Source organism: Neobacillus camarae (assembly GCF_054950115.1).
This window is the reverse complement of sequence record NZ_JBUCKX010000002.1, coordinates 1,220,072-1,243,373: the sequence shown is the minus strand read 5'-3', so window position 1 is coordinate 1,243,373 and position 23,302 is coordinate 1,220,072. Positions and strand designations below refer to the sequence as shown.

Sequence of the window (23,302 nt, the reverse complement as noted above, 5' to 3'; positions counted from 1 at the left end):
AACTACAGCTCATCATGGTCGCCGTCTTCAATGACATCAGAAAGCCGGTCTGTAAACTGCTGGGCAGCATTCACGCCCATTCTTTTTAATCGAAAATTCATTGCTGCCACTTCAATAATGACGGCAAGGTTTCGTCCAGGTCGAACCGGAACCGTCAGCTTAGGAATCTCAGTATCAATGATTTTCATGGTCTCTTCATCAAGTCCAAGGCGGTCGTATTGTTTTTTAGAATCCCATATTTCCAAATTCATGACCATCGTTATCCGCTTATTGCTTCGAACAGCACCAGCACCAAATAATGTCATGACATTGATAATTCCCAGCCCGCGAATCTCCAATAAATGTTCGATGAGTTCTGGGGAGGTTCCCACTAATGTGTCCTGGTCTTCCTGGCGGATTTCCACACAGTCATCCGCCACAAGCCGATGCCCGCGTTTTACCAATTCCAAAGCCGTTTCGCTTTTACCCACACCGCTCTTCCCAGTAATCAGTACGCCAATCCCGTAAACATCCACCAATACACCGTGGACAGCAGTGGTCGGTGCCAGTTTGCTTTCCAAAAAGTTGGTCAGTCGGCTGGAAAAACGGGTCGTTTTCATTGGCACCCTTAAAACGGGAACAGACTCCTGCTCGGAGGCTTCGATAAGTTCAGGCGGCACTTCCAATCCTCTTGTGACGATAATCGCCGGTGTAATATCCATGCATAATTGCTGCATTCTTGACAGTTTTTCCCGCTCAGGCAGTCGGGAGAAGAAGGAAAGCTCCGTTTTCCCCAGCAATTGGATGCGGTCTGCCGGATAGTATTCAAAGTAACCAGCCATTTCAATCCCCGGCCGTGAAATATCACTGGTGGTAATTGGGCGGTTAATACCTTCTTCTCCACTAATCAATTCAAGCTGAAATTTTTCGAGAATATCTTTGGTACGTACTTTAGGCAAAAGGGCCCCTCCTTTTATCATGGAAAACGGTATTCATTGATTTTCCATCGGTTTTCAACAATTACCTCCTATTTTAACATTTTTTAAACAAGAACCATACTTTCGTTCATGGAAAATAGAAAAAAGGCGCTTCCCGATTTCACGGAAGCACCTTTTTCATTTTCGTTTAGAAGACCTGGATGGCTCCAGCAGTGTTTTTTGAATAATGATGTTAATGCATGACATGAGTATGGAAAAAAACAAGGCCATACCAAACCCGTCAATCTCGAAAGCATCACCCATAAAATAATCGGTCAACTCCAGCGTAATCGCATTAATAACAAATAGAAACAACCCCATTGTTAAAACAGTGGCCGGAAGGGTAAATACGATTAACAGCGGGCGGACCAAAATATTTAAGATGGATAACAGGATGCTGGCTTGGAACGCAGACCAAAAACCAGTCAGGTAAAAACTTTCATGAAAATATCCTGCAAATGCCATAAACAATACTGCATTGATGAAACACCCAATTAACCACCTCATGCACAAAAACTCCTACTGATTCAATGATTTTTTAAGCGTAATAGAACCTGTTTTCGTTCCTCCATAGATTTTCAAACCAGTGTCAGGCTGGTCGATAGATTGGAATCGTAATGACTTTTGGATCATTTCGCTTTTTTCTTCAAGAATTTGGACACCGACTAATTGAAGATTAAATCCCCCAAGGTTCGTCTTTAGCTCCCCTTTAACCGGTGTATTTTCCGGAAGCGACAAGTCAATGGTTCCCGTTGTGGTCTTTGCATGGAGCCACTCACTTCGGGTATCATCCAGGGCAGCTGTTATGGCCCCATGGAACGAAATGGCTTCGGTCTTTTTAAAATCGCCTCTCAGGTAAATTGCGCCATTAATGGTTTCCGCCGCAAGTTCATCGAATTGGCTATGGGTAACGGAAATCTTCCCGTTCGCGGTTTCCACTTCCGCCTTTTTCCCGTTAATCCCTTCGAGATTGATTTTTCCGTTTGCGGTTTTAACCCGCAATTCATTGGCATTGAGGCCGCTGCCGGTTACAGAGCCATTAAATAACCTGATTCTCGCCTTATTAAAATCAGCCATTGGAAGGAAGATAACGGTATCCACCTTTATCCATTTTTGCTGGGTCACAAAACGCAGCCGTCCGCTTTCCAGGGAAAAAACGACATCCCGAAGAAAAGTGTCCCGTGCCTGGTCTTGGTTTTCCACCCGGTAAACCTTCGCCTGGCACTCCACCCTAACGTCCGGTTGGTCCCAAGCGGAAAGTCGGACGGAACCGTTGGCAATATCGATGTCCACGTCCCTTACTTCCGCATTCCCATGTTGAAAAATATGGGATATATCAATGGATTGGCCAAAATTCAAATCAAAATCCATGTCTTTGATTTTTTTGAGGGCTGAGTCCACGAATTCAAAAATCTTTTCTTTCGTTGATTGAAACTTGGCATTAAAGGGGTCTTCCTTTTTGTATTCTTGGAACTGGACAGCAGTGGAAAGCTCATTCATGATTTGTTCTTGCTTTTGCTCCATGGTTTTCTGATCCTTTTCCAGTTCCTCCAGCAGGGTTAATGCTTCATCCACTGTCAGTTTACCCTCTTCGACCATTCTTAAAATCCGCTTGCGTTCCTCTTTCATTTTTTCCACCCCATCGTGTTAAAAATTATTCCTTTTGGACCACCGCAATCCCCGGCTTCATGATTCATCATTAGTATTTCTATTCAGAAAGTAACACCTTTACGCCTTTAACAATGTTCCAAATGACTACGATGAGAGAAATAATACCAAGAGCCGCCATGCTGATGATGGAAAATACCGGTATGTCGTTTCCCAGGCCGACAAATTCAAAAATGAAAATTAATGCGATTAGCGGCAAACAGAATAGTGGTATCAAATGGGACAGCAATGATTTTTTTGCATGCTGCTTGGTAATGACATCGTTGCTGGCCAATAAAACCACCAGCGGAAAAATAAAACCGGCAAAAAATATACTAAAATAACACAAACTCGAAAGTATTTTTCTACTATCCATTGGATCTCCCCCTTATCCATTAATTTACGGATGAGGAAGTTTTAAGTTTCGCTGTCTTTCATAAAAAATAGGCACATTATACCAAAAAAGAGCTGATAACCTTTCGTTGGATATCAGCTCTCCCTTCACTTATGCATTTATGGCGCTTTTCTGTTCGATTTGCTGCTGCATGCGCAACCTGTCCCGATCCAGAATTGGTTTCAAATATTTGCCTGTATAAGATTCTGGTACTTCCGCTACTTTTTCGGGAGTCCCTGTCGCAATAATGGTTCCTCCCCTATCGCCGCCTTCTGGACCCAGATCGATGAGATAATCAGCAGTTTTAATCACGTCAAGGTTGTGCTCGATCACCAACACAGTATCCCCATTTTCAACTAAACGTTGGAGGACAACCAACAGCCTTGATATATCATCGACATGGAGTCCGGTCGTCGGTTCATCCAAGATATAGAACGTTTTGCCTGTGGACCGGCGGTGCAGTTCGGATGCCAATTTGACACGCTGCGCCTCTCCCCCGGAAAGGGTCGTGGCAGGCTGGCCAAGCTTCATATAGCCAAGGCCGACATCATAGATTGTCTGGATCTTCCGGCTGATTTTTGGTATGTTTTCAAAAAATTTCAGCGCTTCCTCAACGGTCATATCGAGGACTTCAGAAATATTTTTTCCTTTGTATTTCACCTCTAATGTTTCCCGATTATAACGCTTGCCATGGCATACTTCACAAGGAACGTAAACATCCGGCAAAAAGTGCATTTCAATTTTGATAATCCCGTCACCTTTGCACGCCTCGCAACGGCCGCCCTTGACATTGAAACTGAAACGGCCCTTTTTATAACCGCGGACTTTGGCCTCGTTCGTTGCCGCATACACGTCACGGATATCATCAAACACGCCGGTATAGGTGGCCGGGTTGGAACGCGGGGTTCTCCCGATTGGCGACTGGTCGATGTCCACGACTTTCTCCAGCTGCTCAAGGCCTTTAATGCTCTTATGCTGCCCCGGCTTCATCTTGGCCCGGTTCAACTTTTGGGCCAGAGACTTGTGGAGGATTTCATTAATCAAGGTACTTTTTCCAGAACCTGATACCCCTGTGACGGCAATGAACATACCTAAAGGAAATTTCACATTGATATTGTTAAGATTATTTTCTGCCGCTCCTTTGATTTCGATATAACGGCCATCCGGTTTGCGCCGTTCCAGTGGCAGCGGGATAAATTTTTTGCCAGACAGGTACTGCCCCGTCAGCGAATTCGGGTCGGCCATTACTTCCTCCGGTGTTCCCGCAGCGATGACCTCACCCCCATGCGCTCCAGCACCTGGCCCAATATCAATCAAATAATCGGCTGCCAGCATCGTGTCTTCATCATGTTCGACGACAATCAAGGTATTGCCGATATCCCGCATGTTTTGCAAGGTTTCAATCAGACGGTCATTATCCCGTTGGTGAAGGCCAATCGATGGTTCGTCCAAAATGTATAACACGCCGGTCAGCCTGGATCCGATTTGAGTAGCCAGCCGAATCCGTTGGGCTTCTCCCCCGGAAAGGGTCCCGGCCATTCGGCTAAGAGTTAAATAATCAAGTCCTACGTTTATTAAGAAACCAAGCCGCTCATTGATTTCACGCAAAATCAGCCTGGCGACCTGCGTTTCTTTTTCAGAGAGCACCAGGACGTCAAAGAATTGCATGGCTTCTCCAATCGAAAGGTCGGTGACATGGGAAATATGATGACCGTTGACTAACACGGCAAGGCTCTCTTTTTTCAAACGGTGTCCTTTACAGGTTGGACAAGGCTGCTGGGCCATATATTTTTCCATCTGCTCCCGGATAAAGTCAGAGCTGGTCTCTTTATAGCGGCGCTCCACATTGCGAAGGACGCCCTCAAACTGGATATAGCCTTCGCGGGTTTGCCCAAAATCATTGTCGTACCGGAAGTAAATTTTTTCATTTCCCGACCCATATAAGACTTTATCAAGTAGATGGCCCGGTATATCCTTTACAGGGATATCCATATCGATGCCGTAATGGCCGCAGACCGCTTCCAACAGCTGCGGATAATATTGTGAGCTGGTCGGCTCCCAAGGGGCAATCGCATGCTGTTTTAATGAGAGGTCTTTGTTGGGGATTACAAGGTCAAGGTCAACTTCCAGTTTGGACCCCAGCCCGTCACATTCCGGACAGGCCCCAAATGGACTATTGAACGAAAACATCCGCGGTTCCAGTTCCCCGATGGAAAAGCCGCAAATCGGGCAGGCATGGTTCTCGCTGAACATCAGCTCTTCTTGCCCAATGACATCGACAATCACTTTTCCCTCGCCAAGGTCGAGCGCGGTTTCAAGGGAGTCGGCCACACGTGCGGCAATTCCTTCTTTTACCACTATCCGGTCGACTACCACTTCAATGGAATGTTTTTTATTTTTATCCAATTCGAAGTCTTCGCTCAAGTCGAGCATATCCCCGTCTACGCGCACGCGGACAAAGCCCTTCTTTTTTATTTCTTCGAAAACTTTTACATGCTGCCCTTTGCGTCCGGAAATGACCGGGGCAAGGATTTGCATTTTCGTCCGTTCCGGATATTCGAGAATCCGGTCGACCATTTGTTCAATGGTTTGTGAGGAGATTTCGATATTATGGATTGGACAGGTGGGATGTCCTACTCTAGCAAATAATAATCTTAAATAATCATAAATTTCCGTCACCGTGCCAACCGTTGACCGCGGGTTGTTACTGGTAGTTTTTTGGTCAATCGATATGGCAGGTGATAATCCTTCTATTGTATCGACATCCGGTTTATCCATTTGGCCGAGAAACTGCCGGGCATACGCCGATAAGGACTCGACATACCGGCGCTGCCCCTCCGCATAAATCGTATCAAACGCGAGCGAGGACTTTCCTGAACCGGAAAGTCCCGTTAATACAACAAGCTTATCTCTCGGAATGGTGACATCAATGTTTTTTAAGTTATTGGCCCTGGCGCCTTTGACAATCAATTTTTCCATCGCCATTGTTTCGTCATCCTTCCGCTTTCAATTCCAATATTAAATCACGAAGCTCGGCGGCCCGTTCGAAGTTTAACTCCTTTGCCGCTGTCTTCATTTCTTTTTCCATATCGGCAATCAGTTTTTCCCGTTCCTTTTTGTTCATTTTGCCGAATGCTGCCGTTGGTTTGTATTCCTCTTGGTCCTCCGCAGCATGAGTCGCCCGAATGGATTCCCGAATCTCTTTCTGAATCGTCTGTGGCGTAATTCCGTGCTTGCGGTTGTATTCCTCCTGAATTTCACGGCGGCGCTTTGTTTCGCTGATAGCTTTCTCCATCGAATCCGTCATGCGGTCCGCATACATGATGACCTTACCGTTGGCATTCCGCGCCGCCCGGCCAATGGTTTGGATCAGCGACCGTTCAGAACGGAGGAAGCCTTCCTTGTCAGCATCCAGTATGGTAACTAACGATACCTCCGGGATATCCAAGCCTTCCCGGAGCAGGTTGATTCCGACGAGCACATCATATTTGCCAAGACGAAGCTCACGGATAATTTCAATTCGCTCAAGCGTTTTTACTTCCGAGTGCAAATACTGGACTTTAATGCCGATTTCCTTCAAGTAGTCCGTTAAGTCCTCGGACATTTTTTTCGTCAGTGTCGTCACAAGCACACGTTCATTCTTGTTAACCCGGTCTTGGATTTCTCCGATTAAATCATCGATTTGTCCTTCAATTGGCCGAACTTCAATGATTGGATCGAGCAATCCTGTCGGACGGATAATCTGCTCAACCATTTCGGGTGTGTGTTCCAATTCAAATGGTCCAGGAGTAGCCGAGACAAAGATGGCATTGTGGATATGCTTTTCAAATTCATCGAACATCAGCGGCCGGTTATCCATGGCGGACGGCAAACGGAACCCGTGGTCTACCAGCACCTGTTTCCTGGCCCTGTCTCCGTTAAACATTCCTCTGACTTGCGGCAAAGTGACATGGGACTCATCAATGACAAGAAGGAAGTCCTCCGGAAAGAAGTCGAGCAAGGTATAAGGAGTGGAGCCTGCAGGGCGGAGCGTCAGGTGGCGTGAATAGTTCTCAATCCCTGAGCAGAAGCCCATTTCCCGCATCATTTCCAGATCATAACGGGTCCGTTGTTCAATGCGCTGCGCTTCTAGTAGTTTTTCATCCGCTCTCAGTTCGGTGAGCCGTTCTTCGAGTTCTTTTTCAATATTTTCAATCGCCAAACGCATTTTTTCTTCTCTTGTTACGAAGTGGGAAGCCGGGAAAATGGCGACGTGGTCACGCTCGCCGATAATTTCCCCGGTGAGTGCGTCTACTTCTCGGATTCGGTCAATTTCATCGCCAAAAAATTCAACCCGTATGCAGTGTTCATCGCGGGATACCGGGAAAATCTCAACGACATCACCGCGGACCCGGAACGTTCCCCGTTTAAAATCAATATCGTTCCGTTCATATTGGATATCAACCAATTTACGAAGCAGCTGGTTCCGTTCCACTTCCATTCCCGTCCGGAGCGACAGCACCATCTCGCGGTATTCTTCCGGTGAACCGAGTCCGTAAATACAGGATACACTGGCAATGATAATCACATCTTTCCGTTCAAACAGGGAAGATGTCGCGGAGTGTCTCAGTTTATCGATTTCATCGTTGATGCTGGCATCCTTTTCAATGAAAGTATCGGTCTGAGGTACATAGGCTTCAGGCTGGTAGTAGTCGTAATAGCTGACAAAATACTCCACGGCATTGTTCGGGAAGAATTCCTTAAACTCACTGTAGAGCTGTCCGGCTAATGTTTTGTTATGGGCAATCACCAGAGTCGGTTTGTTCACCTCTTTGATGACATTTGATATCGTAAATGTTTTCCCTGTTCCGGTCGCACCGAGCAGGGTTTGATAACGTTTGTTGTTATTGACACCTTCGACCAGCTGCCGGATAGCTTCCGGCTGGTCCCCTTGAGGTGAGTATTTGGAAACTAACTCAAATTGGTCCTTCACAAATGGTTCCTCCCGTCTATAAAATCCACCCTTTAACGGGCACTTTTCCAGTATGAGAATGCTGTTTGATGACCGGGATGGTACTGGAAAGGGGTCTATTTTTAATCATAGTAACATTCTACCACATTCCCCCAAAAACAAACCAATAATATGCGAACTTGTATTCGTTTTTTATAAAAAGAATAATGGGGCCACTTACTTCCCGGTCCTATTTATTTGTCACTTTGTCGGGCATTTAGAACGCTTCTTAGTGGCCGCTTCCCTTTATTTTTATCGTTATCGGCCATTGAGAGGACGGTCAGGAGACTTGTCCACCCGCTTTAATCGGCGCTTAATTCCTTAGAAAAAAAACAGCCTGCCTTCCATAGGCAGACTGTGTTATTCATTGTTGTTAACTGGTTTAGGTTTCATTTTGGCTGCCAGCCAAAAACCGGCTGTTAACGAAAAGGCATCGACTACAATCAGTGAAAAGGCATCCGTGTAGCCTTTATATACAGAAGCCGCAATCAGGGCAACAGTTAAGACGAGTCCAATCAGACGGTTATAGGTGACGCGGGCAAACAGCATGACCATTACCCCCGGCAATATCAGCGCCGATAAATATTTGATTACCATTTCCAAATGGTACACCTCATTTATAAAACTTTTGTAAATTAATTCTAGAAAGTTATCCACAAAATTGCAACCAAAAAGTCTGGTGTCCCCGTTCAAATTTTACAGACATAAAAAATCCGCGGGCTCGAGCTCGCGGGACGCTTCTGATCTTTAGACTTATTTGACGGCACCGGCAGTCAGCCCTTCCATAAATTGTCTCGAGGCGATAAAGAATAATACAATCATTGGAAGCGAAGACAAAGTCAATCCGGCAAACAACGCTCCCCAATCGGCCGAATACTCGCCAAACAGTGACATCATGCCTACCGGTATCGTCTTTTTCATTTCATCGGTAATAAAAATTAACGGAAAGAAGAAGTCATTCCAGGATTGGATAAAGTTAATGATCATGACAGTCCCCAGCGCCGGACGCATCAACGGCAAGACGACATTCCATAAAATCCGCAAATCGCCCGCCCCATCCATTCGTGCGGCTTCCTCCAACTCGACCGGCATCGTCCGGAAGAATCCCGTCAAAATTAAAATGGACAACGGTATTCCTGTAGCGGTGTACATTAAAATCAACGACCACAAGGAATTCGTCAACCCTAGATTTTTCATTAAAATAAACAAAGGCACAATTCCCAGCTTAATCGGAATCATCATCCCCATTAAAAAGATAAAAAACATAAGATGATTCCACCAAAAGGTATAGCGGGCAATGTAAAAAGCAGCCAGGGAAGTCGTAATTAGAATCAGTAGAACCGAAACCACACTGACAAACACGCTATTATAGAAATAGGTTAGAAAAGGAACCTGGTCCAGCAATTTTTTGTACGTATCCAGACTGAACTCCTTTGGAAAAGAGAGTGGCTGCATAAAAATTTCCATGCTCGGCTTAAACGAGGACAGAATCATTAAAATAATGGGATATAGACTAATAGAGGCAATTACGAAGGCAATAACGTAATAGAAAGGCTTTATCCAGATTGTCTGCTTCAACTTCATTCCCCCTACATGTCCACTTCTTTTTTCTGCATGTATTTTAAATAGAATGCCGTAATGATTGAGATAAACAAGAATAAAATGACCGCTAGGGCGGAACCCAGGCCAATTGCCGTCGAGTCGCTCGTCCCTCCGCCAAACGCCAAACGATAGAAGAACACCGCCAGTGTATCGGTCGCATGATAAGGCTCTCCCTGTGACCCTTGCATCGCGTAAACTAGTTCGAATGCTTCGAAAGACTGAATAAACGTAAGCACCGTCATAATCATGATAGAGGGCACCATGAGCGGCAGCATGATTTTTCTAAGCATTGTTAAGCCCTTAGCACCGTCCAATGTTGCTGCTTCTATCAAGTCTCGTGGAATGGCTTGGAACCCGGCCAAAAAGATTAATATGGCAAACCCAATGCCAAACCAACAATTTACAAGAATGATGGCCATCAATGCAGTATCTGGGTCACCCAACCATGCTTTTTGGAGTTTTTCCAAACCAAACTTTCCAAACAGTACATTTAATGCCCCGTAGTTAGGGTTCAAAATCAGCTTCCATAAAAATCCAACCACAATAACTGATAATAGCCTGGGAAGAAAATAGGCTATTTTCAAAAACTCAGCTCCGCGAATTTTTTGGTATATAATGAAGGCCAACAGGAAGGCTAATCCATTTTGCACCACCATTTCTACGGCAAAATACAAAACGTTATGGCCAAAGGCATTCCAAAAATAGCCGCTGAATGGCTCTTGGGTGAAAAGGTTTTTATAGTTTTCCAGTCCGATAAAGACACCACGCCTAATGCCCTTCCAATCATAAAAACTATACGTCAAAGCTGCCAATAACGGGTATACAATGAATAATCCATAGATTGCGAGGGCGGGAATTGGGAAGAGATGAATTCCCCACCTCTTCCGATTCTTTAACATTTTCTGTTTTACTGTATTAGGTTGCAGCATCGTCTGCATATTCTCCGCCACCTACTTCTATTAGAAAAATTTCACATCATTTTATTGAACAGGCTTAAACCAAGTATCAGCACTTTCCTGCACTTTTTTTGCGACTCCTTCAGGGGTCTGTTTTCCAAGGTACATTCCCTGAAGTTCGGTCTCTAATGTTACTTTCGTTGTCGGGTTTCCGCCGGCAAAGTAAACGACCATCATATAAGGTGTAGAGATTTTTTCTACGGCCTCACTTAGGCTTGTGACCAGTTCATCCTTTGACTTCACGCCAGGCATGGCGCTGATCATCTTAAACTCGTTGGTGAATAGGTCGCCAAACTCTTTCGTCGTTAAAAACTCCATGAATTTTTTCGCTTCCTCTTTATGCTTGGATTTCGCATTTAACGCGAACGATCCGTCTACCCATGCCGTTATAGTCGCCTCTTTGCCTATAGCGGACGGCATGGGGAAGTAGCCGATTTCGATATCAGGATTCAACCCGCGGACGACCTCAATTTCCCAACTTCCCATCGGGAACATTGCGGCCTGCCCGGTCGCAAATAAGGTCCGGATATCATCCATGCCGAGTCCTTCATAATTAGCCGGGAAGTATTTCTTTAATTGGTCCATTGCTTTAATGGAATTGACAAATTCATCGCTGGTAAACTGTGTTTGTCCTTTGGTCATTTTGTCGACAAAATCATTGCCGCCATAAAAGGCCGGGCCAATAATTCCATGTGCCGCAGACAGTAACCAGCCTTCCTTCGTACCCAAGGCAATAGGGATAATGCCTTTCTTTTTGATAGTTTCATTTAATGCAATAAATTCATCCCATGTCTTTGGTTCCTTTAGGTTTAGTTCTTTAAAAGTTTTCTTGTTATAAAACATTTGTGTGGTACTCATGTTAACTGGCACACCGTATTGCTTACCGTCAGAACCCTTTGATGCTTGAAGTGCAGCATCAGGGAAGACATCCAAGCCTTTGACGTCATCGAGAGGTTCAAGATAACCAGCATCCGCCAACGCAATGCCTGGCGCATACGGGCGCAAGTGGATAATATCCGGTCCTTCGCCACTTTGCAGAGCCGTGTTAAGGATGGTGTTATATTCTGTATTTTTAGATGGCTTGAATTCCACTTTGATATTTGGGTAGTGTTTATTAAAGGCAGCTATGACCTTTTCATAGTTCGCAGTGTCCTCGGTCCTCCAGCTTCCAATCGTCAAAGTCACCGTTTCTTCAGTCTTTTCATTATCTTTGGATGGCTTTTGTTCCGTGTTGGTTTTCTCCGTGTCTTTCGAACAGGCTGCCGCAAACATTAAAATGAATACAAATACCCCAACTAACCACGCTTTCCCCGCTTTGCCCATAAAATTGTGGAGCCTCCTTAAAAATATTAGGAACTGTCCCCCGGCACGTTAATGCGTTACAACAGCGGGGGACTGTCCCCCAGCATGTTAAAGCGTTACCAGAGTGAGGGACTTTCCCCTAGTTAGTCCTATCCCGAGTATATTAAGCAATGTTTCATCGTATAACATTATTCTTGAAACATTGTTACAATTAAGGGTTTTGATTGGACTATCCAAACATTTTGTTACTATTTTTCTATTTTTGTCAGAATATATTTGTAATATTTACAATTTTCAGTCACGGTTATATCATTATAATGTATTTACTTATTTAGGGATGCTAAATTTCCAGTCAGATAGCACAACATAAAAACTAGTATCCACGGAGGGGGAACAAAGCTTTTTTCTAGTGAAAGGAAAAAATTTCATTTGGGACAAGGGGGAGCTTTATGGGGAAAAGGAAGATTCTTTCTACTGCATTAACCGTTTCACTAGGTTTAGGATTATTCAATGTGGCAATGGCAGCGCCGAACGTGAAAGCAGCCAAGTCAGCAGTCAAATATGGTGTGACTGCTGACTTGGGCATTGCCAATGATGAGAAGTTAATTGAGATGCTGAAGCGGGAAGGTAAACTAGCAAAAAATGCGAGTCCAGCAGAAGCGGAAAAAGCATTGAAAAATTATTTAAATGCGAAGGCAAAGTCTACTAAAACAAAAGATCAAATTCCATCCTCACTTAAGATTGATAGCAGGAATGAAAAGACCGCCTCTAACGGCCTTAAGAATGGCAGCGGCAATAAATTGGGACAAGCCAAGAAAGATACCGTTGATCCTGTAAGTAAAGAGTCATATAACGGCGATGTTCGTACCGATAAGGTCCTTGTTCTAGCAATTGATTTCCCTGATTATGAAAAAAGTTCGATTACTAAAGATGAAACCGATATGTGGTATGAGGATTACACTCATGATCACTTCCAGGATATGATTTTTGGAAAAGATGGTTATGAAGGTCCAAATGGTGAAAATCTTGTCTCCATGAAGCAATACTATGAGCAGCAATCCGGCGGCAGCTATTCGGTAGAGGGTACGGTTGCAGGCTGGTATACAGCGGACCATCCAGCAAAATATTATGGTGAAAATGTACCGGCTCCTGACGGAAATGATGCACGACCAAGATCATTAGTCTATGAAGCTCTTACAAAAGCCGCTCAAGATCCTAGTATTGATTTAAGTGAGTACGATGTTTGGGATCGCGATGATTACGATGGTGATGGTGTTTTTGACGAACCGGACGGCATAATTGACCACTTAATGGTCATCCATTCCGGGGTTGGTGAAGAAGCAGGCGGTGGTGCCCTTGGCGGGGATGCCATTTGGTCGCACCGGTCCAAGCTATCTACTGGACCTGTTGCAGTACCGGGTGGACATTCCAATAGTGGCCGTTATGGAGGTCTTTTAGGCGCTTGGGATTATACCATCGAACCGGAAGATGGAGCGGCTGGCGTATTTTCTCATGAATTTGGACATGACCTAGGGCTTCCTGATGAATACGACACAATATACAGTGGTGCCGGCGAAGCCATTGAGTATTGGTCGATTATGTCCAGCGGCAGCTGGTCTGGGGATATTCCAGGAACCGAACCAACAGGCTTTAGCCCGTTTGCTCGACAAATGCTGCAAAATTTGCATGGCGGAAACTGGCTAACTGGGCAGACACTAAATGCTAATGAGGTAACTAAAGCTGGTACAACGGTTCTACTTGATGAGGCATCCACAAAAGGAACCAATAACGATGCTGTCCGCATCAACTTGCCTGATAAGCAAACCGTTGTGAACACGCCGCCAAGCGGCCAATTTGAATATTTCAGCGGCAGCGGTGATGAGCTGGACAACTCCATAACCACTTCTTTAGATTTCACTGGCAAGACTAGCGCCGAATTGAAGTTTAAAACTTGGTATGACATTGAAAAAGATTGGGATTATGCTTCTGTACAAGTAAGAGAAACAGGTGCCACTGACTGGACCTCTATTCAAGGAAATATCACTACCAATAAAAATCCGAATGAGCAAAATCCCGGTCACGGAATCACCGGTAAATCTGATGGATGGGTAGATGCTACATTTAATTTATCCGCCTATGCTGGCAAAAAGATTGAATTAAGGTTCAATTACTGGTCCGACGTCGCTGTTGCTATGCCAGGTTTTTATGTCGATGATATTACCGTCACAGCAGATGGTGCTTCAATCCTTACCGACAATGCGGATGGTGCCACATCAGCGTTCACATTGGATGGGTTTAAAAAGGATGAAGGAAAATTCTTCTCTGAACAATATTACTTGTTAGAATGGAGATCCCACAACGGTGTCGATGCAGGCTTAGCCCACATCCGCCGTGGCGCAAGCTTAATGAGCTATGACAAAGGCCTAGTGGTCTGGTATGTAGATGAATCCTACGATAATAACTGGACAGGCATCCACCCTGGCGAAGGATTCCTAGGAGTGGTCGACTCTGACCAGCATGCATTATCTTGGAGCGACAAGGCCCTTGGTTCTTCTCGTTATCAATTGCATGACGCTGCCTTCGGCTTAAACAAAACAGAGAAGATGTTCATTAACTATCCAGGTCAATTTACGATGACCGATAACTTCACACAGCGCAACCCGCTGTTTGATGACAGTGCCGACTACAGCAATCCGGGATTGGTCGATGCCGGACGCAACATTCCGAAGTATGGCTTAAAATTCCGGGTTGTCGGTGAAAGCGCCGATGGAACAGTTGGAAAAGTATTAATTTTAAAATAGGAATCAACAAAAAAGGGTATCCCCACCTAGAGGGACACCCTTTTTTGTGTTCAGTATTTAAACGGTTTGACCCGGACTGGCTTTTTGTTTAAACACAGTCTTACGGACGAAAGGAATTACCCAGCGGTCTAAGCCGTATCTTCCTGCATTGAAGCCGCTGAATACGATAAACATGCCTAAGAAAATATCTTGCGGGTTAGATGAAACAGTACCTGCCAAGAAGAAGGAGAAGTTCATCACTAAACCAAAGAACGCTGCTGCAGTAGTTAAGCATCCAAGAATTAATCCTAGACCGATCAAGAACTCTCCGATAGGAACGATTGTATTAAATATATCAACATTCGGCAGGGCAAAACCTTTTAAGAATGTTACATACCAGCCGTATAGAATATCCCCTTCAGGACCTTTTACCGGATTGCCGATGGCGCCTTTTAAGAAGCCTGATGCATCAAAGCCGCCCCCTGTTAACTTTCCAAAGCCTGCTGAAATGAATGTATAACCCAAGACTAAACGAAAAACTAATAAAATAACTGAAGAAACTGTACTTTCTCTTAACCATTTAACCATTGAAGGTCGCTCCCTTTCTAAAATGAATAATGAATGATTTCACACATAGAATATAACTCATTTCACGGTTAAAATGTTGGCAAATGTGAATATGTTCACATAATGTTAAAAAACATATGGCGAAAATTTGAACACACTTAAAATCACAATAAAAAGGGCACCAGGATCAACCCGATGCACCTGCTAATCACGCTATTTTCAATTGCATGTCCCGTGCGGACTGGGACAGCCATTTGCTTCTTTTTCCACCTGAATCGTGCTGTGTTCAATATCGAATTTATCGTGCAGAACCCTTTGCGATTGAGACAGCACCTCATCATGGATGCCGTTATCCAAAATCGTAATATGACAGCTCAACACCGGATACCCGGATGTGATTGTCCAGATGTGCAGGTCATGCACTTCTTTCACAAACGGAATCTTGGCCAGCGCCATTTTGACCTGGTGGCCATCAATCTGTGTCGGGGCGCCTTCCATTAGAATATGGAACGAATCTTTTGTGACACGGAATCCGCTGATTAAAATCAAGGCCGCCACAATGATGCTGGCAAGCGGGTCCGCAATCCCCCAGCCGAAAAACATGATCAGTAATGCAGCTATAATCGCCCCGACTGACCCTAACATATCGCCAAGCACATGTAAAAACGCACTTCTGACATTTAGATTCTCTTCTTTGTCACCTTGCATTAAAATCCAAGCTGCAACAATGTTCACAATCAACCCGGTAACCGAAATCAACAGCATTCCTGTGCTTTGAATCTCCGGCGGAGCAAAAAATCGCTGAAAAGCTTCATAAAAAATATAAACCGAAATAATGATAAGTGTCAGGCCATTTAGAGCAGCTGCAATGATTTCAAACCGTTTATAGCCGTACGTCTTATCCTGGGTGCCCTTTTTCTCTCCAAGCTTAATCGCAAAAAAACTTAATCCAAGGGCAACGGCATCACTGAGCATATGTCCGGCATCCGAGAGCAAAGCCAAACTGTTGGTTAACAGACCCCCGACGACTTCCACTATCATAAACGCTGCAATCAAAAGAAAGGCGCTGAATAAAGCTTTTTTATTCCCCGTATGGGAATGACTGTGCGAATGGCCATGGGAATGGCCATGATGGTGATGATGTCCCAATTTTATCCCCCCAAGAGCCCTAGCTTTATTGGCTCCATATTTATCTTTTTTAAAAAGAACCTTCCCCTAAACCGGAATAATTCCGAATAAAGTTTATTTTCTTCAATCAGATGATATTCAATTCAAATGAGCGTTGAATTCAACTTCGGCCTGCTAATTCCTCTTGATGGGCAAAGGCGATGTGGATTAATTGTTTCACATGGTCATCATCAAGGGAATAATAGACAAGCTTGCCTTCCTTTCTGTATTTGGCAAGTCCAAGGCTTTTTAAATGCCGCAGATGATGGGAGGTCGTTGCCGTTGTCGCCCCGACAATTTCTGCCACATCACATACACACAATTCTTTTTCAAGCGTAAGCGCATAAGCGACTTTCATCCTAGTTTCATCCGATAATGCCTTAAAAAGCTTTGTCACTTCTACTATATTCTTTGTTTGGTCAATCTGCTGTTTAAGAAGTGAAGTTTTTTCACTTCCGTCGCAGGTTACCTCGCATATGTCCCGTTCGATCATAGGGTCACCCACTTCATTCAAATGTTCGTTTGATTATATGATATTCAAATGAGCATTTGAATGTCAATCATTTTGAAAGGAAATTTTTATTTGTGATGATCCTTGGAATTTGCACAAAAATGAGAAGAATAATGGTTTTGTTATTGGGGGGAACCTAAAGCGAGGCTGTTTGCATGAAGCTTGGTCATAGCAAGTGATATCGATGCCAGTTAAGTTTGTTGGGAAAAATTAATGGGTGACAAAATGAGGAGTCACAGGATTAAAATTGTCCTCAAGAGGCAGCCTTGGCGACAAACCCATGCCTTAGGGCAAAGGATTGTCGTCAAGTGAGTTTTTCTGGATTTTGTGAAGGTTTTGGGAGTTTATCGGCGCTTACTTATTGGATATCCTCTTCAAGAATGGAAAATTGAATATGGTCCTCCCATTTCCCATTAATTTTGACATTTTTTCTGGCCATGCCTTCTTTTTGAAATCCAGCCTTCTCCAGAACGCGGATAGAGCCATTATTAGTTGGCATGACACCAGCCATGAGCCGGTGTAGATTTAGCTGCTTGAATCCGTAGTGAACAACCAATTTAACAGCTTCCGTTGTATATCCTTTGCCATTTTGGCCTTGATCAAGACCATAGCCTATATTGCCGCACTGCAGCACATCCCTAATTATTCCTGTTATATCAATATCCCCAATGAGTTCACCTGTTTCCTTCAAAAAAATTCCGAATGAATATTCCTTATCCAATTTTCTGCCTTCAATGGAAGATTGAATCGCTTTTAGATGGCGTTCTAAAGTATAGTATTCTTCACGGCGTTTCGGGGAGTACTTTTGAAAAAAGTCCTTATTTCTGATATACAAATCCCGCATTGCTTCAGCGTCTCTTTCTTCTAAAAATCGTACATATACACAAGTGCCATCCAGCCTCATCTAATCGCCCCCCTTATAATTCTGAAGACTATTTTCTTTACAAAACAGAAAACTCCTTCTTTTTTTATGGAAGGAGTTGAACATTTTGTATTAAGCTTGTACTCAGGCGTTAACGGCCAATCTCGGTGACGGCCATCGCATTTTTTTATCCGTACGTGAGCATTGATAAACCATGGACTGCGCACCATAATTCATTGGCCTATTCAGGCCGAATCCCTTCTGTAACAAGGTTCGTTGCTGCATGTCTTCTAACGGTTAATACCAAATCCGCCAGCAAATATAACCCCATTACCGACCAAACCCAAGCCCAGTAAGGCTGAACCGTCACATAGACCTCTGCGACAGCCGGATGGATCCATTTTAAAAGCATAAATGAAAGCACAGTCCAACAAAATGAAAATGGCAAACAAATATGGCCATGCAACTGTAAGGGCATATCCGAATAATTCCACCACTGGCGATTAAACAGCTTCTGAAGCATGACCCCGCTCACATACTCAACGGCTGTGGGAATAATGAAGCATAACAATAGCACAAGCCCCCAGTGGAGACCAGGCAGGTCCAATAAAACCAACAGTAACGGTGCTATTCCATACATCGGTTTAAACGGTCCATATAAAAAATTATCCTTCAGAAACTTTCCCTTTGTAATAAGGTTAAAACTGTTTTCTAGCATCCAGCCGAAGAACGAATAGACCATAAAATAAAACAGAATCGTTGCCATTCCCTCGATATGAAGAATATCAATATTTTGAAACTCAATACTGTTCAACATGCTGATCATTCAGGCTAAACACCTCTTATCGTTCAAAAATGACGATTATAGGATTAACCAAGGCTTTGGAAACTATTCCTAAATTCCTAATTTATGACCAAATTAATAATGAACAGTGTGTTGAGTATTATTCGAAACGTGGATTATAATGGACCCAAAGGAAGTGTTGTCATTATGCCAAATATATCTTCGGACAAACGAGCGCTCCGCACCAAGCAACTAATCCGCGATACAATGACCGAGTTAATCGAACAAAAAGGCTTTGACGCTGTTACAGTAAAAGATATCACCGAAAAAGCAAACATTAACCGCGGCACCTTTTATCTTCATTACCAGGACAAATACGACCTGTTGGAGAAAAGTGAAGCAGAGATTTTTTCAGGACTGGAAAAGATTGTCCACAATTTAAACCCCAAAGATGCCATATCCTATACCACGCAAAATGAACCGTTTCCAGAAATCGTGAAACTTTTTGAGTACTTTCGGGAGAACGCAACCTTTATAAAAGCCTTGCTGGGACCAAAGGGCGATCCTAGTTTTCAGGTGAAACTGAAAGAAATGATAAAATCCCTGATGCACGGAATCCTTCTATCCAAGGTAAACCAAGAGGACATCCTTGTTCCTGTGGATTTCCTTCTCTCCTACATCAGTTCGGCCCATTTGGGAGTGGTCCAGTATTGGCTGGAAACAGGTATGAAACAGCCGCCTGAGGAAATGACACTAATTTTAGCAAAAATGACACTGCTAGGCCCCGGCTACACAGCAGGGTTAAATAATAGAAGTGGAGATTAGCTAATCTCCACTTCATGTTAGTTAAAAGCCGCCCTCAACTTGGGATTATCCGCCAAGTTCTGGGCCGTTTCCGGTTCGGTTCCAAAAACCACAATATTGTTAAACTCGGCATATAGCGGGTCGCCTTTTTTTACAATGCCAAATTCCTTGTATTTTTCTATGGTCATTTCCGCTTCATAATAATCATCTGTATCGCGGCGCTTTAATTGGATCCTTACGGAGCTGCCAACCGCATGGACATGAGATACTTCCACAGGTACACTTTGGCCTTGAGAATATTTTTTCAAGACGATTTCATGGGGCCGGATATACCCAACCGTTCCGTTTTCCAAATCAGTTACCCGCTCGGTATTATCCGACAAGGCCGAACCGGAAATTTCATTGACTCTTCCTAAAAAGCTATAGACAAACGCGTTGGCAGGATGATGATAAACCTCTTCCGGGGACCCAATCTGCTCGACCATCCCCTTGTTCATCACAACAATCGTATCAGCCATTTCCAGTGCTTCTTCCTGGTCGTGAGTCACGAACACCGTCGTGATGTTCAATTTTTGGTGAATTTCTCGAAGCCAATGGCGCAGTTCCTGGCGCACCTTGGCATCGAGCGCGCCAAACGGCTCATCCAGCAGGAGAACTTCCGGTTCAACTGCCAGCGCTCGTGCCAGCGCAATCCGCTGGCGCTGGCCCCCGGAAAGCTGGGAAGGGTAGCGGTCCGCTAAATGCTCCAGCTGGACCAGCCTCAATAATTCATGGACTTTTTCCTTTATTTCTTTTTTCGAGGGGCGAAGCCGGCGTGGCCTTACCTTCAAACCAAACGCCACATTCTCAAAAATTGTCATATGCCGAAACAACGCATAATGCTGAAAAACAAACCCGACTTTTCGTTCTTTTACGGTTTTATTCGTATAATCAATAGCATTGAACAGAATTTTCCCTGAATCCAGGCTTTCCAAACCGGCAATCATCCGTAACAATGTCGTTTTCCCGGAACCCGACGGCCCGAGTAAGGCAACAAAATCACCTGTCGGTATTTCCAGCTCCACATTTTTAAGGGCAGGAAAGCTGCTGAATGCCTTTGAAACATCACAAATGCTGATTCCCATTTCATCTATCCCCCATCTCATTTCCTGCGGTCCTAGTGTTTTTGTGTTTTCCACTCGACCATACTTTTTATCACTAAGGTCACCAAGGCAAGCAAGGCTAATAACGACGCCACAGCAAAGGCGGCGGTAAAGTTGTATTCGTTATACAAGATCTCGACATGAAGCGGAATGGTATTGGTCATCCCTCTGATATGCCCGGAAACAACCGAAACCGCACCAAATTCACCCATCGCCCGGGCATTACAGAGAATCACCCCATACAGCAGGCCCCATTTGATATTGGGAAGGGTGACTCGAAAAAACGTCTGCCAGCCGTTGGCACCTAGCGTAATGGCAGCCTGCTCCTCCTCTGTCCCCTGGTCCTGAGTGATGGGAATCAACTCCCGAACCACAAACGGAAACGTCACAAATATGGTCGCCAGCACAATGCCCGGTACAGCAAAGATAATTTTGATGTCGTGTGCGGCCAAGAATGGTCCCAACACCCCTCGCGAACCAAACAGCAGGACAAACACAAGGCCGGCAATAACGGGGGAAACCGCAAAGGGGATATCAATCAGGGTAATCATGAAATTTTTCCCCTTAAAGTTGAATTTAGCGATGGCCCACGCCGCTATCACACCAAAAATCGTATTAAGCGGTACGGCAATCACAGCCGTTATTAACGTCAACTTAATGGCCGCCCAGGCATTTGGTTCTGTCAGCGCCGCAAAGTAGAGCTGGATCCCTTTTTTTAACGCCTCCGAAAAAACAGCCAGCAAGGGGACCAGGATAAACAGCCCCAAAAACAGGAGGGCAACACCGATTAACAGCCATTTTCGAATCGAGGCAAACCGGCTTGCCGCTTTCACCGCCGTGGAATCAAAATGTAAAGTTACCTCTCTACTAACCATTTTCAAAAACTCCTCTAGGTCACTTGATGTTTTTTCGCTGTTCTCCACTGCCAGAAATTAATCAAGAATAATAGAATGAAGGAAAATCCCAGCATGACGACGGCAATGGCTGCTGCTCCGCCATAGTTGTATTGTTCTAACTTCGTAATGATCAGCAATGGGACAATCTCTGTCTTCATCGGCATATTGCCGGATATAAACACCACCGACCCGTATTCACCTAAAGCCCTTGCAAACGCAAGCGCAAAGCCTGTGAGGACAGCCGGGAAAATGGCAGGAAAGATGATTTTAAGAAAGATCTGTCCCGAACCGGCCCCCAGGGTGGAAGCCGCTTCTTCATACTGTTGATCCAGATCCTGCAGCACCGGCTGGACAGAACGGACGACAAACGGCAGTCCGATAAACGTCAGCGCAATCATGATCCCAAACTGGGTGTAGGCAACCTTCACGCCTATCGCTTCAAAATATTGGCCAATCCAGCCGTTTGGAGCATAGATGGTCGTTAGGGCAATCCCGGCAACAGCCGTTGGCAGGGCAAAGGGCAAATCGACCAAAGCGTCGATCATCCGCTTGCCCCAAAACTGATATCGGACCAAGACCCAGGCAATCAGCGTCCCGAATACGGCATTGATGATGGCCGCGACCAACGATGTGAACAAGGTCAGTTTATAGGAAGCTACGACTCTCGGTTCCGTTACCGTTTCCCAAAACTGGGAAAAGCTTAGCGTAGTGGCTTTTAGCAGCAGGGCTGCCAGTGGAATCAAGATAATCAAGCTAAGATAAACGATGGTATATCCCATGGAAAGCCCGAAGCCGGGCAAAACCCGGCGGCTCTTTTGTTTTGCTGCCAATTTGGTGCACTCCCTTATGGTTGATAGATTTGGTCGAAGATACCCCCATCATCAAAGTGGGTTTTTTGGGCCTGTTTCCAGCCGCCAAATTTCTCATCAATCGTAAATAGTTTGATATCTGGGAATTGGTCAGCATATTTATCGGCCACATCTTGATTGCGCGGGCGGTAATAATTCTTTGCAGCGATTTCCTGGCCTTCCGGCGTATACAGATAATCAAGATAAGCTTTGGCGACTTCTTCTGTTCCATGTTTCTTGGCTGCCTCATCCACCACGGAAACAGGCGGCTCAGCCAAAATACTCATAGAAGGGTTCACGATTTCAAATTTATCTTTTCCAAGCTCATTAATGGCAAGGTAGGCTTCATTTTCCCAGGCAATCAACACATCACCAATGCCCCGTTCCACAAATGTGGTCGTGGAACCGCGTGCTCCTGAGTCTAAAACCGGCACGTTTTTATACAGTTTGCCGACAAAATCTTTTGCCTTATCTTGGTCCCCGTTATTATGTTCCAGTGCATACCCCCATGCGGCTAGATAGTTCCATCTCGCTCCGCCGGATGTTTTCGGGTTAGGGGTGATCACGGAAACACCTTTTTTTATAAGGTCATCCCAATCCTTGATCCCTTTTGGATTTCCTTTGCGAACCAAGAAAACAATAGTCGAAGTGTATGGGGAGCTATTGTCATCAAGCCGCTTTTGCCAGTCTTCCGCAATCTTGCCTGTTTGGGCGATCGCATCGATATCGTAGGCAAGGGCAAGTGTCACCACATCTGCCTCAAGGCCGTCAATCACGGCACGAGACTGACTCCCGGAACCCCCATGTGATTGCTTAATGGTCACTTTTTGTCCTGTTTTCTTCTCCCAGTAAGATGCAAAACTTTGGTTATATTCTTCATATAGCTCCCTTGTCGGGTCATAAGAAACATTCAAAAGCTCAACCGGCGGCTTTACTTCTTTTGCAGTGTCATTCGCCTTTTTTCCTGTATCGCTTTCGGTACTGGCCGATTGATTGGAGCACCCGGCAGCCCATAATAGTAATGTTAACGAAAATAACGTAATCCAGATCTTTTTCATCATTTCGGTAGACTCCCTTATCATTTAATAGGGCTT

21 protein-coding genes are annotated in these 23,302 nt (G+C 44.7%); 2 read left to right on the top strand and 19 right to left on the bottom strand.

The window, feature by feature from the left end; all coding sequences use genetic code 11:
* Positions 1-2: 2 nt before the first annotated feature.
* The 10 genes from hprK to ACY8D0_RS13445 all read right to left on the bottom strand — a co-directional run bounded on the left by hprK (position 3) and on the right by ACY8D0_RS13445 (position 11,868).
* Positions 3-938 carry an HPr(Ser) kinase/phosphatase gene (hprK, locus tag ACY8D0_RS13490; protein ID WP_462411014.1) on the bottom strand — a complete coding sequence of 312 codons (936 nt, stop codon included), beginning with the start codon at positions 936-938 and terminating at the stop codon, positions 3-5.
* Between the two features lie 156 nt (positions 939-1,094).
* Positions 1,095-1,463: a phage holin family protein gene (locus ACY8D0_RS13485; RefSeq protein ID WP_462411013.1), complete on the bottom strand. Its 369-nt coding sequence runs from the start codon at positions 1,461-1,463 to the stop codon at positions 1,095-1,097.
* A 12-nt stretch (positions 1,464-1,475) separates the two neighbouring features.
* Positions 1,476-2,585 carry a DUF4097 family beta strand repeat-containing protein gene (locus ACY8D0_RS13480; protein WP_462411012.1) on the bottom strand — a complete coding sequence of 370 codons (1,110 nt, stop codon included), beginning with the start codon at positions 2,583-2,585 and terminating at the stop codon, positions 1,476-1,478.
* 79 nt (positions 2,586-2,664) lie between these two features.
* On the bottom strand, positions 2,665-2,979 hold the full coding sequence (locus ACY8D0_RS13475) for a magnetosome magnetite crystal formation protein family (RefSeq protein WP_462411011.1): 315 nt from the start codon (positions 2,977-2,979) through the stop codon (positions 2,665-2,667).
* Between the two features lie 129 nt (positions 2,980-3,108).
* The gene (uvrA, locus tag ACY8D0_RS13470; protein WP_462411010.1) at positions 3,109-5,982 is read right to left on the bottom strand and encodes an excinuclease ABC subunit UvrA; all 2,874 of its coding nucleotides are present in this window, start codon (positions 5,980-5,982) and stop codon (positions 3,109-3,111) included.
* A gap of 7 nt (positions 5,983-5,989) precedes the next feature.
* Positions 5,990-7,969 (bottom strand): excinuclease ABC subunit UvrB, encoded by a 1,980-nt coding sequence (uvrB, locus tag ACY8D0_RS13465; RefSeq protein ID WP_462411009.1) that lies wholly within the window; start codon positions 7,967-7,969, stop codon positions 5,990-5,992.
* Positions 7,970-8,347: 378 nt separating this feature from the next.
* Positions 8,348-8,584, bottom strand: a complete 237-nt coding sequence (locus ACY8D0_RS13460; protein ID WP_462411365.1) for a CsbA family protein — start codon at positions 8,582-8,584, stop codon at positions 8,348-8,350.
* Between the two features lie 156 nt (positions 8,585-8,740).
* A complete protein-coding gene (locus ACY8D0_RS13455; protein ID WP_462411008.1) occupies positions 8,741-9,565 on the bottom strand; it encodes a carbohydrate ABC transporter permease in 825 nt (274 codons plus the stop codon).
* Between the two features lie 11 nt (positions 9,566-9,576).
* Positions 9,577-10,518 carry a carbohydrate ABC transporter permease gene (locus ACY8D0_RS13450; RefSeq protein WP_462411364.1) on the bottom strand — a complete coding sequence of 314 codons (942 nt, stop codon included), beginning with the start codon at positions 10,516-10,518 and terminating at the stop codon, positions 9,577-9,579.
* A gap of 51 nt (positions 10,519-10,569) precedes the next feature.
* Positions 10,570-11,868: an ABC transporter substrate-binding protein gene (locus ACY8D0_RS13445; RefSeq protein ID WP_462411007.1), complete on the bottom strand. Its 1,299-nt coding sequence runs from the start codon at positions 11,866-11,868 to the stop codon at positions 10,570-10,572.
* A gap of 428 nt (positions 11,869-12,296) precedes the next feature.
* Here ACY8D0_RS13445 and ACY8D0_RS13440 point away from each other — a divergent pair, with 428 nt between their 5' ends.
* Positions 12,297-14,648: an immune inhibitor A domain-containing protein gene (locus ACY8D0_RS13440; RefSeq protein WP_462411006.1), complete on the top strand. Its 2,352-nt coding sequence runs from the start codon at positions 12,297-12,299 to the stop codon at positions 14,646-14,648.
* A gap of 57 nt (positions 14,649-14,705) precedes the next feature.
* Here ACY8D0_RS13440 and ACY8D0_RS13435 read toward each other — a convergent pair whose 3' ends face one another.
* The 5 genes from ACY8D0_RS13435 to ACY8D0_RS13415 all read right to left on the bottom strand — a co-directional run bounded on the left by ACY8D0_RS13435 (position 14,706) and on the right by ACY8D0_RS13415 (position 18,560).
* Positions 14,706-15,215: a DoxX family protein gene (locus ACY8D0_RS13435; RefSeq protein WP_462411005.1), complete on the bottom strand. Its 510-nt coding sequence runs from the start codon at positions 15,213-15,215 to the stop codon at positions 14,706-14,708.
* 198 nt (positions 15,216-15,413) lie between these two features.
* The gene (locus ACY8D0_RS13430) at positions 15,414-16,343 is read right to left on the bottom strand and encodes a cation diffusion facilitator family transporter (protein ID WP_462411004.1); all 930 of its coding nucleotides are present in this window, start codon (positions 16,341-16,343) and stop codon (positions 15,414-15,416) included.
* Between the two features lie 139 nt (positions 16,344-16,482).
* Complete coding sequence (locus ACY8D0_RS13425; RefSeq protein WP_462411003.1) at positions 16,483-16,854, bottom strand: ArsR/SmtB family transcription factor; 372 nt, start codon at positions 16,852-16,854, stop codon at positions 16,483-16,485.
* A 376-nt stretch (positions 16,855-17,230) separates the two neighbouring features.
* Positions 17,231-17,776, bottom strand: a complete 546-nt coding sequence (locus ACY8D0_RS13420; protein ID WP_462411002.1) for a GNAT family N-acetyltransferase — start codon at positions 17,774-17,776, stop codon at positions 17,231-17,233.
* A gap of 199 nt (positions 17,777-17,975) precedes the next feature.
* Positions 17,976-18,560, bottom strand: coding sequence for a putative ABC transporter permease (locus ACY8D0_RS13415; protein WP_462411001.1), 585 nt, complete (start codon positions 18,558-18,560; stop codon positions 17,976-17,978).
* Positions 18,561-18,725: 165 nt separating this feature from the next.
* Between ACY8D0_RS13415 and ACY8D0_RS13410 the strand changes: the two genes are divergently transcribed.
* Positions 18,726-19,343: a TetR/AcrR family transcriptional regulator gene (locus ACY8D0_RS13410; RefSeq protein ID WP_462411000.1), complete on the top strand. Its 618-nt coding sequence runs from the start codon at positions 18,726-18,728 to the stop codon at positions 19,341-19,343.
* 17 nt (positions 19,344-19,360) lie between these two features.
* Here the strand turns inward: ACY8D0_RS13410 and ACY8D0_RS13405 are convergent, their stop codons facing one another.
* Genes ACY8D0_RS13405 through ACY8D0_RS13390 form a run of 4 tightly spaced genes read right to left on the bottom strand, consistent with a single transcriptional unit; the run spans position 19,361 to position 23,269 of the window.
* A complete protein-coding gene (locus tag ACY8D0_RS13405; protein ID WP_462410999.1) occupies positions 19,361-20,446 on the bottom strand; it encodes a sulfate/molybdate ABC transporter ATP-binding protein in 1,086 nt (361 codons plus the stop codon).
* Between the two features lie 32 nt (positions 20,447-20,478).
* Entirely contained in the window at positions 20,479-21,297 is an 819-nt protein-coding gene (gene cysW, locus ACY8D0_RS13400) for a sulfate ABC transporter permease subunit CysW (protein WP_462411363.1), read from the bottom strand.
* A 56-nt stretch (positions 21,298-21,353) separates the two neighbouring features.
* Positions 21,354-22,190 carry a sulfate ABC transporter permease subunit CysT gene (gene cysT / locus ACY8D0_RS13395; RefSeq protein WP_462410998.1) on the bottom strand — a complete coding sequence of 279 codons (837 nt, stop codon included), beginning with the start codon at positions 22,188-22,190 and terminating at the stop codon, positions 21,354-21,356.
* Positions 22,191-22,204: 14 nt separating this feature from the next.
* Positions 22,205-23,269: a sulfate ABC transporter substrate-binding protein gene (locus tag ACY8D0_RS13390; protein ID WP_462410997.1), complete on the bottom strand. Its 1,065-nt coding sequence runs from the start codon at positions 23,267-23,269 to the stop codon at positions 22,205-22,207.
* Positions 23,270-23,302 lie beyond the last annotated feature (33 nt).

Coding starts and splice junctions, on each gene's coding strand:
- ACY8D0_RS13485 (WP_462411013.1), bottom strand. CDS start 1,463: ATGAGGTGGTTAATTGGGTGTTTCATCAATGCAGTATTGTTTATGGCA.
- ACY8D0_RS13480 (WP_462411012.1), bottom strand. CDS start 2,585: ATGAAAGAGGAACGCAAGCGGATTTTAAGAATGGTCGAAGAGGGTAAA.
- ACY8D0_RS13475 (WP_462411011.1), bottom strand. CDS start 2,979: ATGGATAGTAGAAAAATACTTTCGAGTTTGTGTTATTTTAGTATATTT.
- uvrA (WP_462411010.1), bottom strand. CDS start 5,982: ATGGCGATGGAAAAATTGATTGTCAAAGGCGCCAGGGCCAATAACTTA.
- ACY8D0_RS13460 (WP_462411365.1), bottom strand. CDS start 8,584: ATGGTAATCAAATATTTATCGGCGCTGATATTGCCGGGGGTAATGGTC.
- ACY8D0_RS13450 (WP_462411364.1), bottom strand. CDS start 10,518: ATGCTGCAACCTAATACAGTAAAACAGAAAATGTTAAAGAATCGGAAG.
- ACY8D0_RS13445 (WP_462411007.1), bottom strand. CDS start 11,868: ATGGGCAAAGCGGGGAAAGCGTGGTTAGTTGGGGTATTTGTATTCATT.
- ACY8D0_RS13440 (WP_462411006.1), top strand. CDS start 12,297: ATGGGGAAAAGGAAGATTCTTTCTACTGCATTAACCGTTTCACTAGGT.
- ACY8D0_RS13435 (WP_462411005.1), bottom strand. CDS start 15,215: ATGGTTAAATGGTTAAGAGAAAGTACAGTTTCTTCAGTTATTTTATTA.
- ACY8D0_RS13425 (WP_462411003.1), bottom strand. CDS start 16,854: ATGATCGAACGGGACATATGCGAGGTAACCTGCGACGGAAGTGAAAAA.
- ACY8D0_RS13420 (WP_462411002.1), bottom strand. CDS start 17,776: ATGAGGCTGGATGGCACTTGTGTATATGTACGATTTTTAGAAGAAAGA.
- ACY8D0_RS13415 (WP_462411001.1), bottom strand. CDS start 18,560: ATGATCAGCATGTTGAACAGTATTGAGTTTCAAAATATTGATATTCTT.
- ACY8D0_RS13410 (WP_462411000.1), top strand. CDS start 18,726: ATGCCAAATATATCTTCGGACAAACGAGCGCTCCGCACCAAGCAACTA.
- ACY8D0_RS13405 (WP_462410999.1), bottom strand. CDS start 20,446: ATGGGAATCAGCATTTGTGATGTTTCAAAGGCATTCAGCAGCTTTCCT.
- ACY8D0_RS13390 (WP_462410997.1), bottom strand. CDS start 23,269: ATGATGAAAAAGATCTGGATTACGTTATTTTCGTTAACATTACTATTA.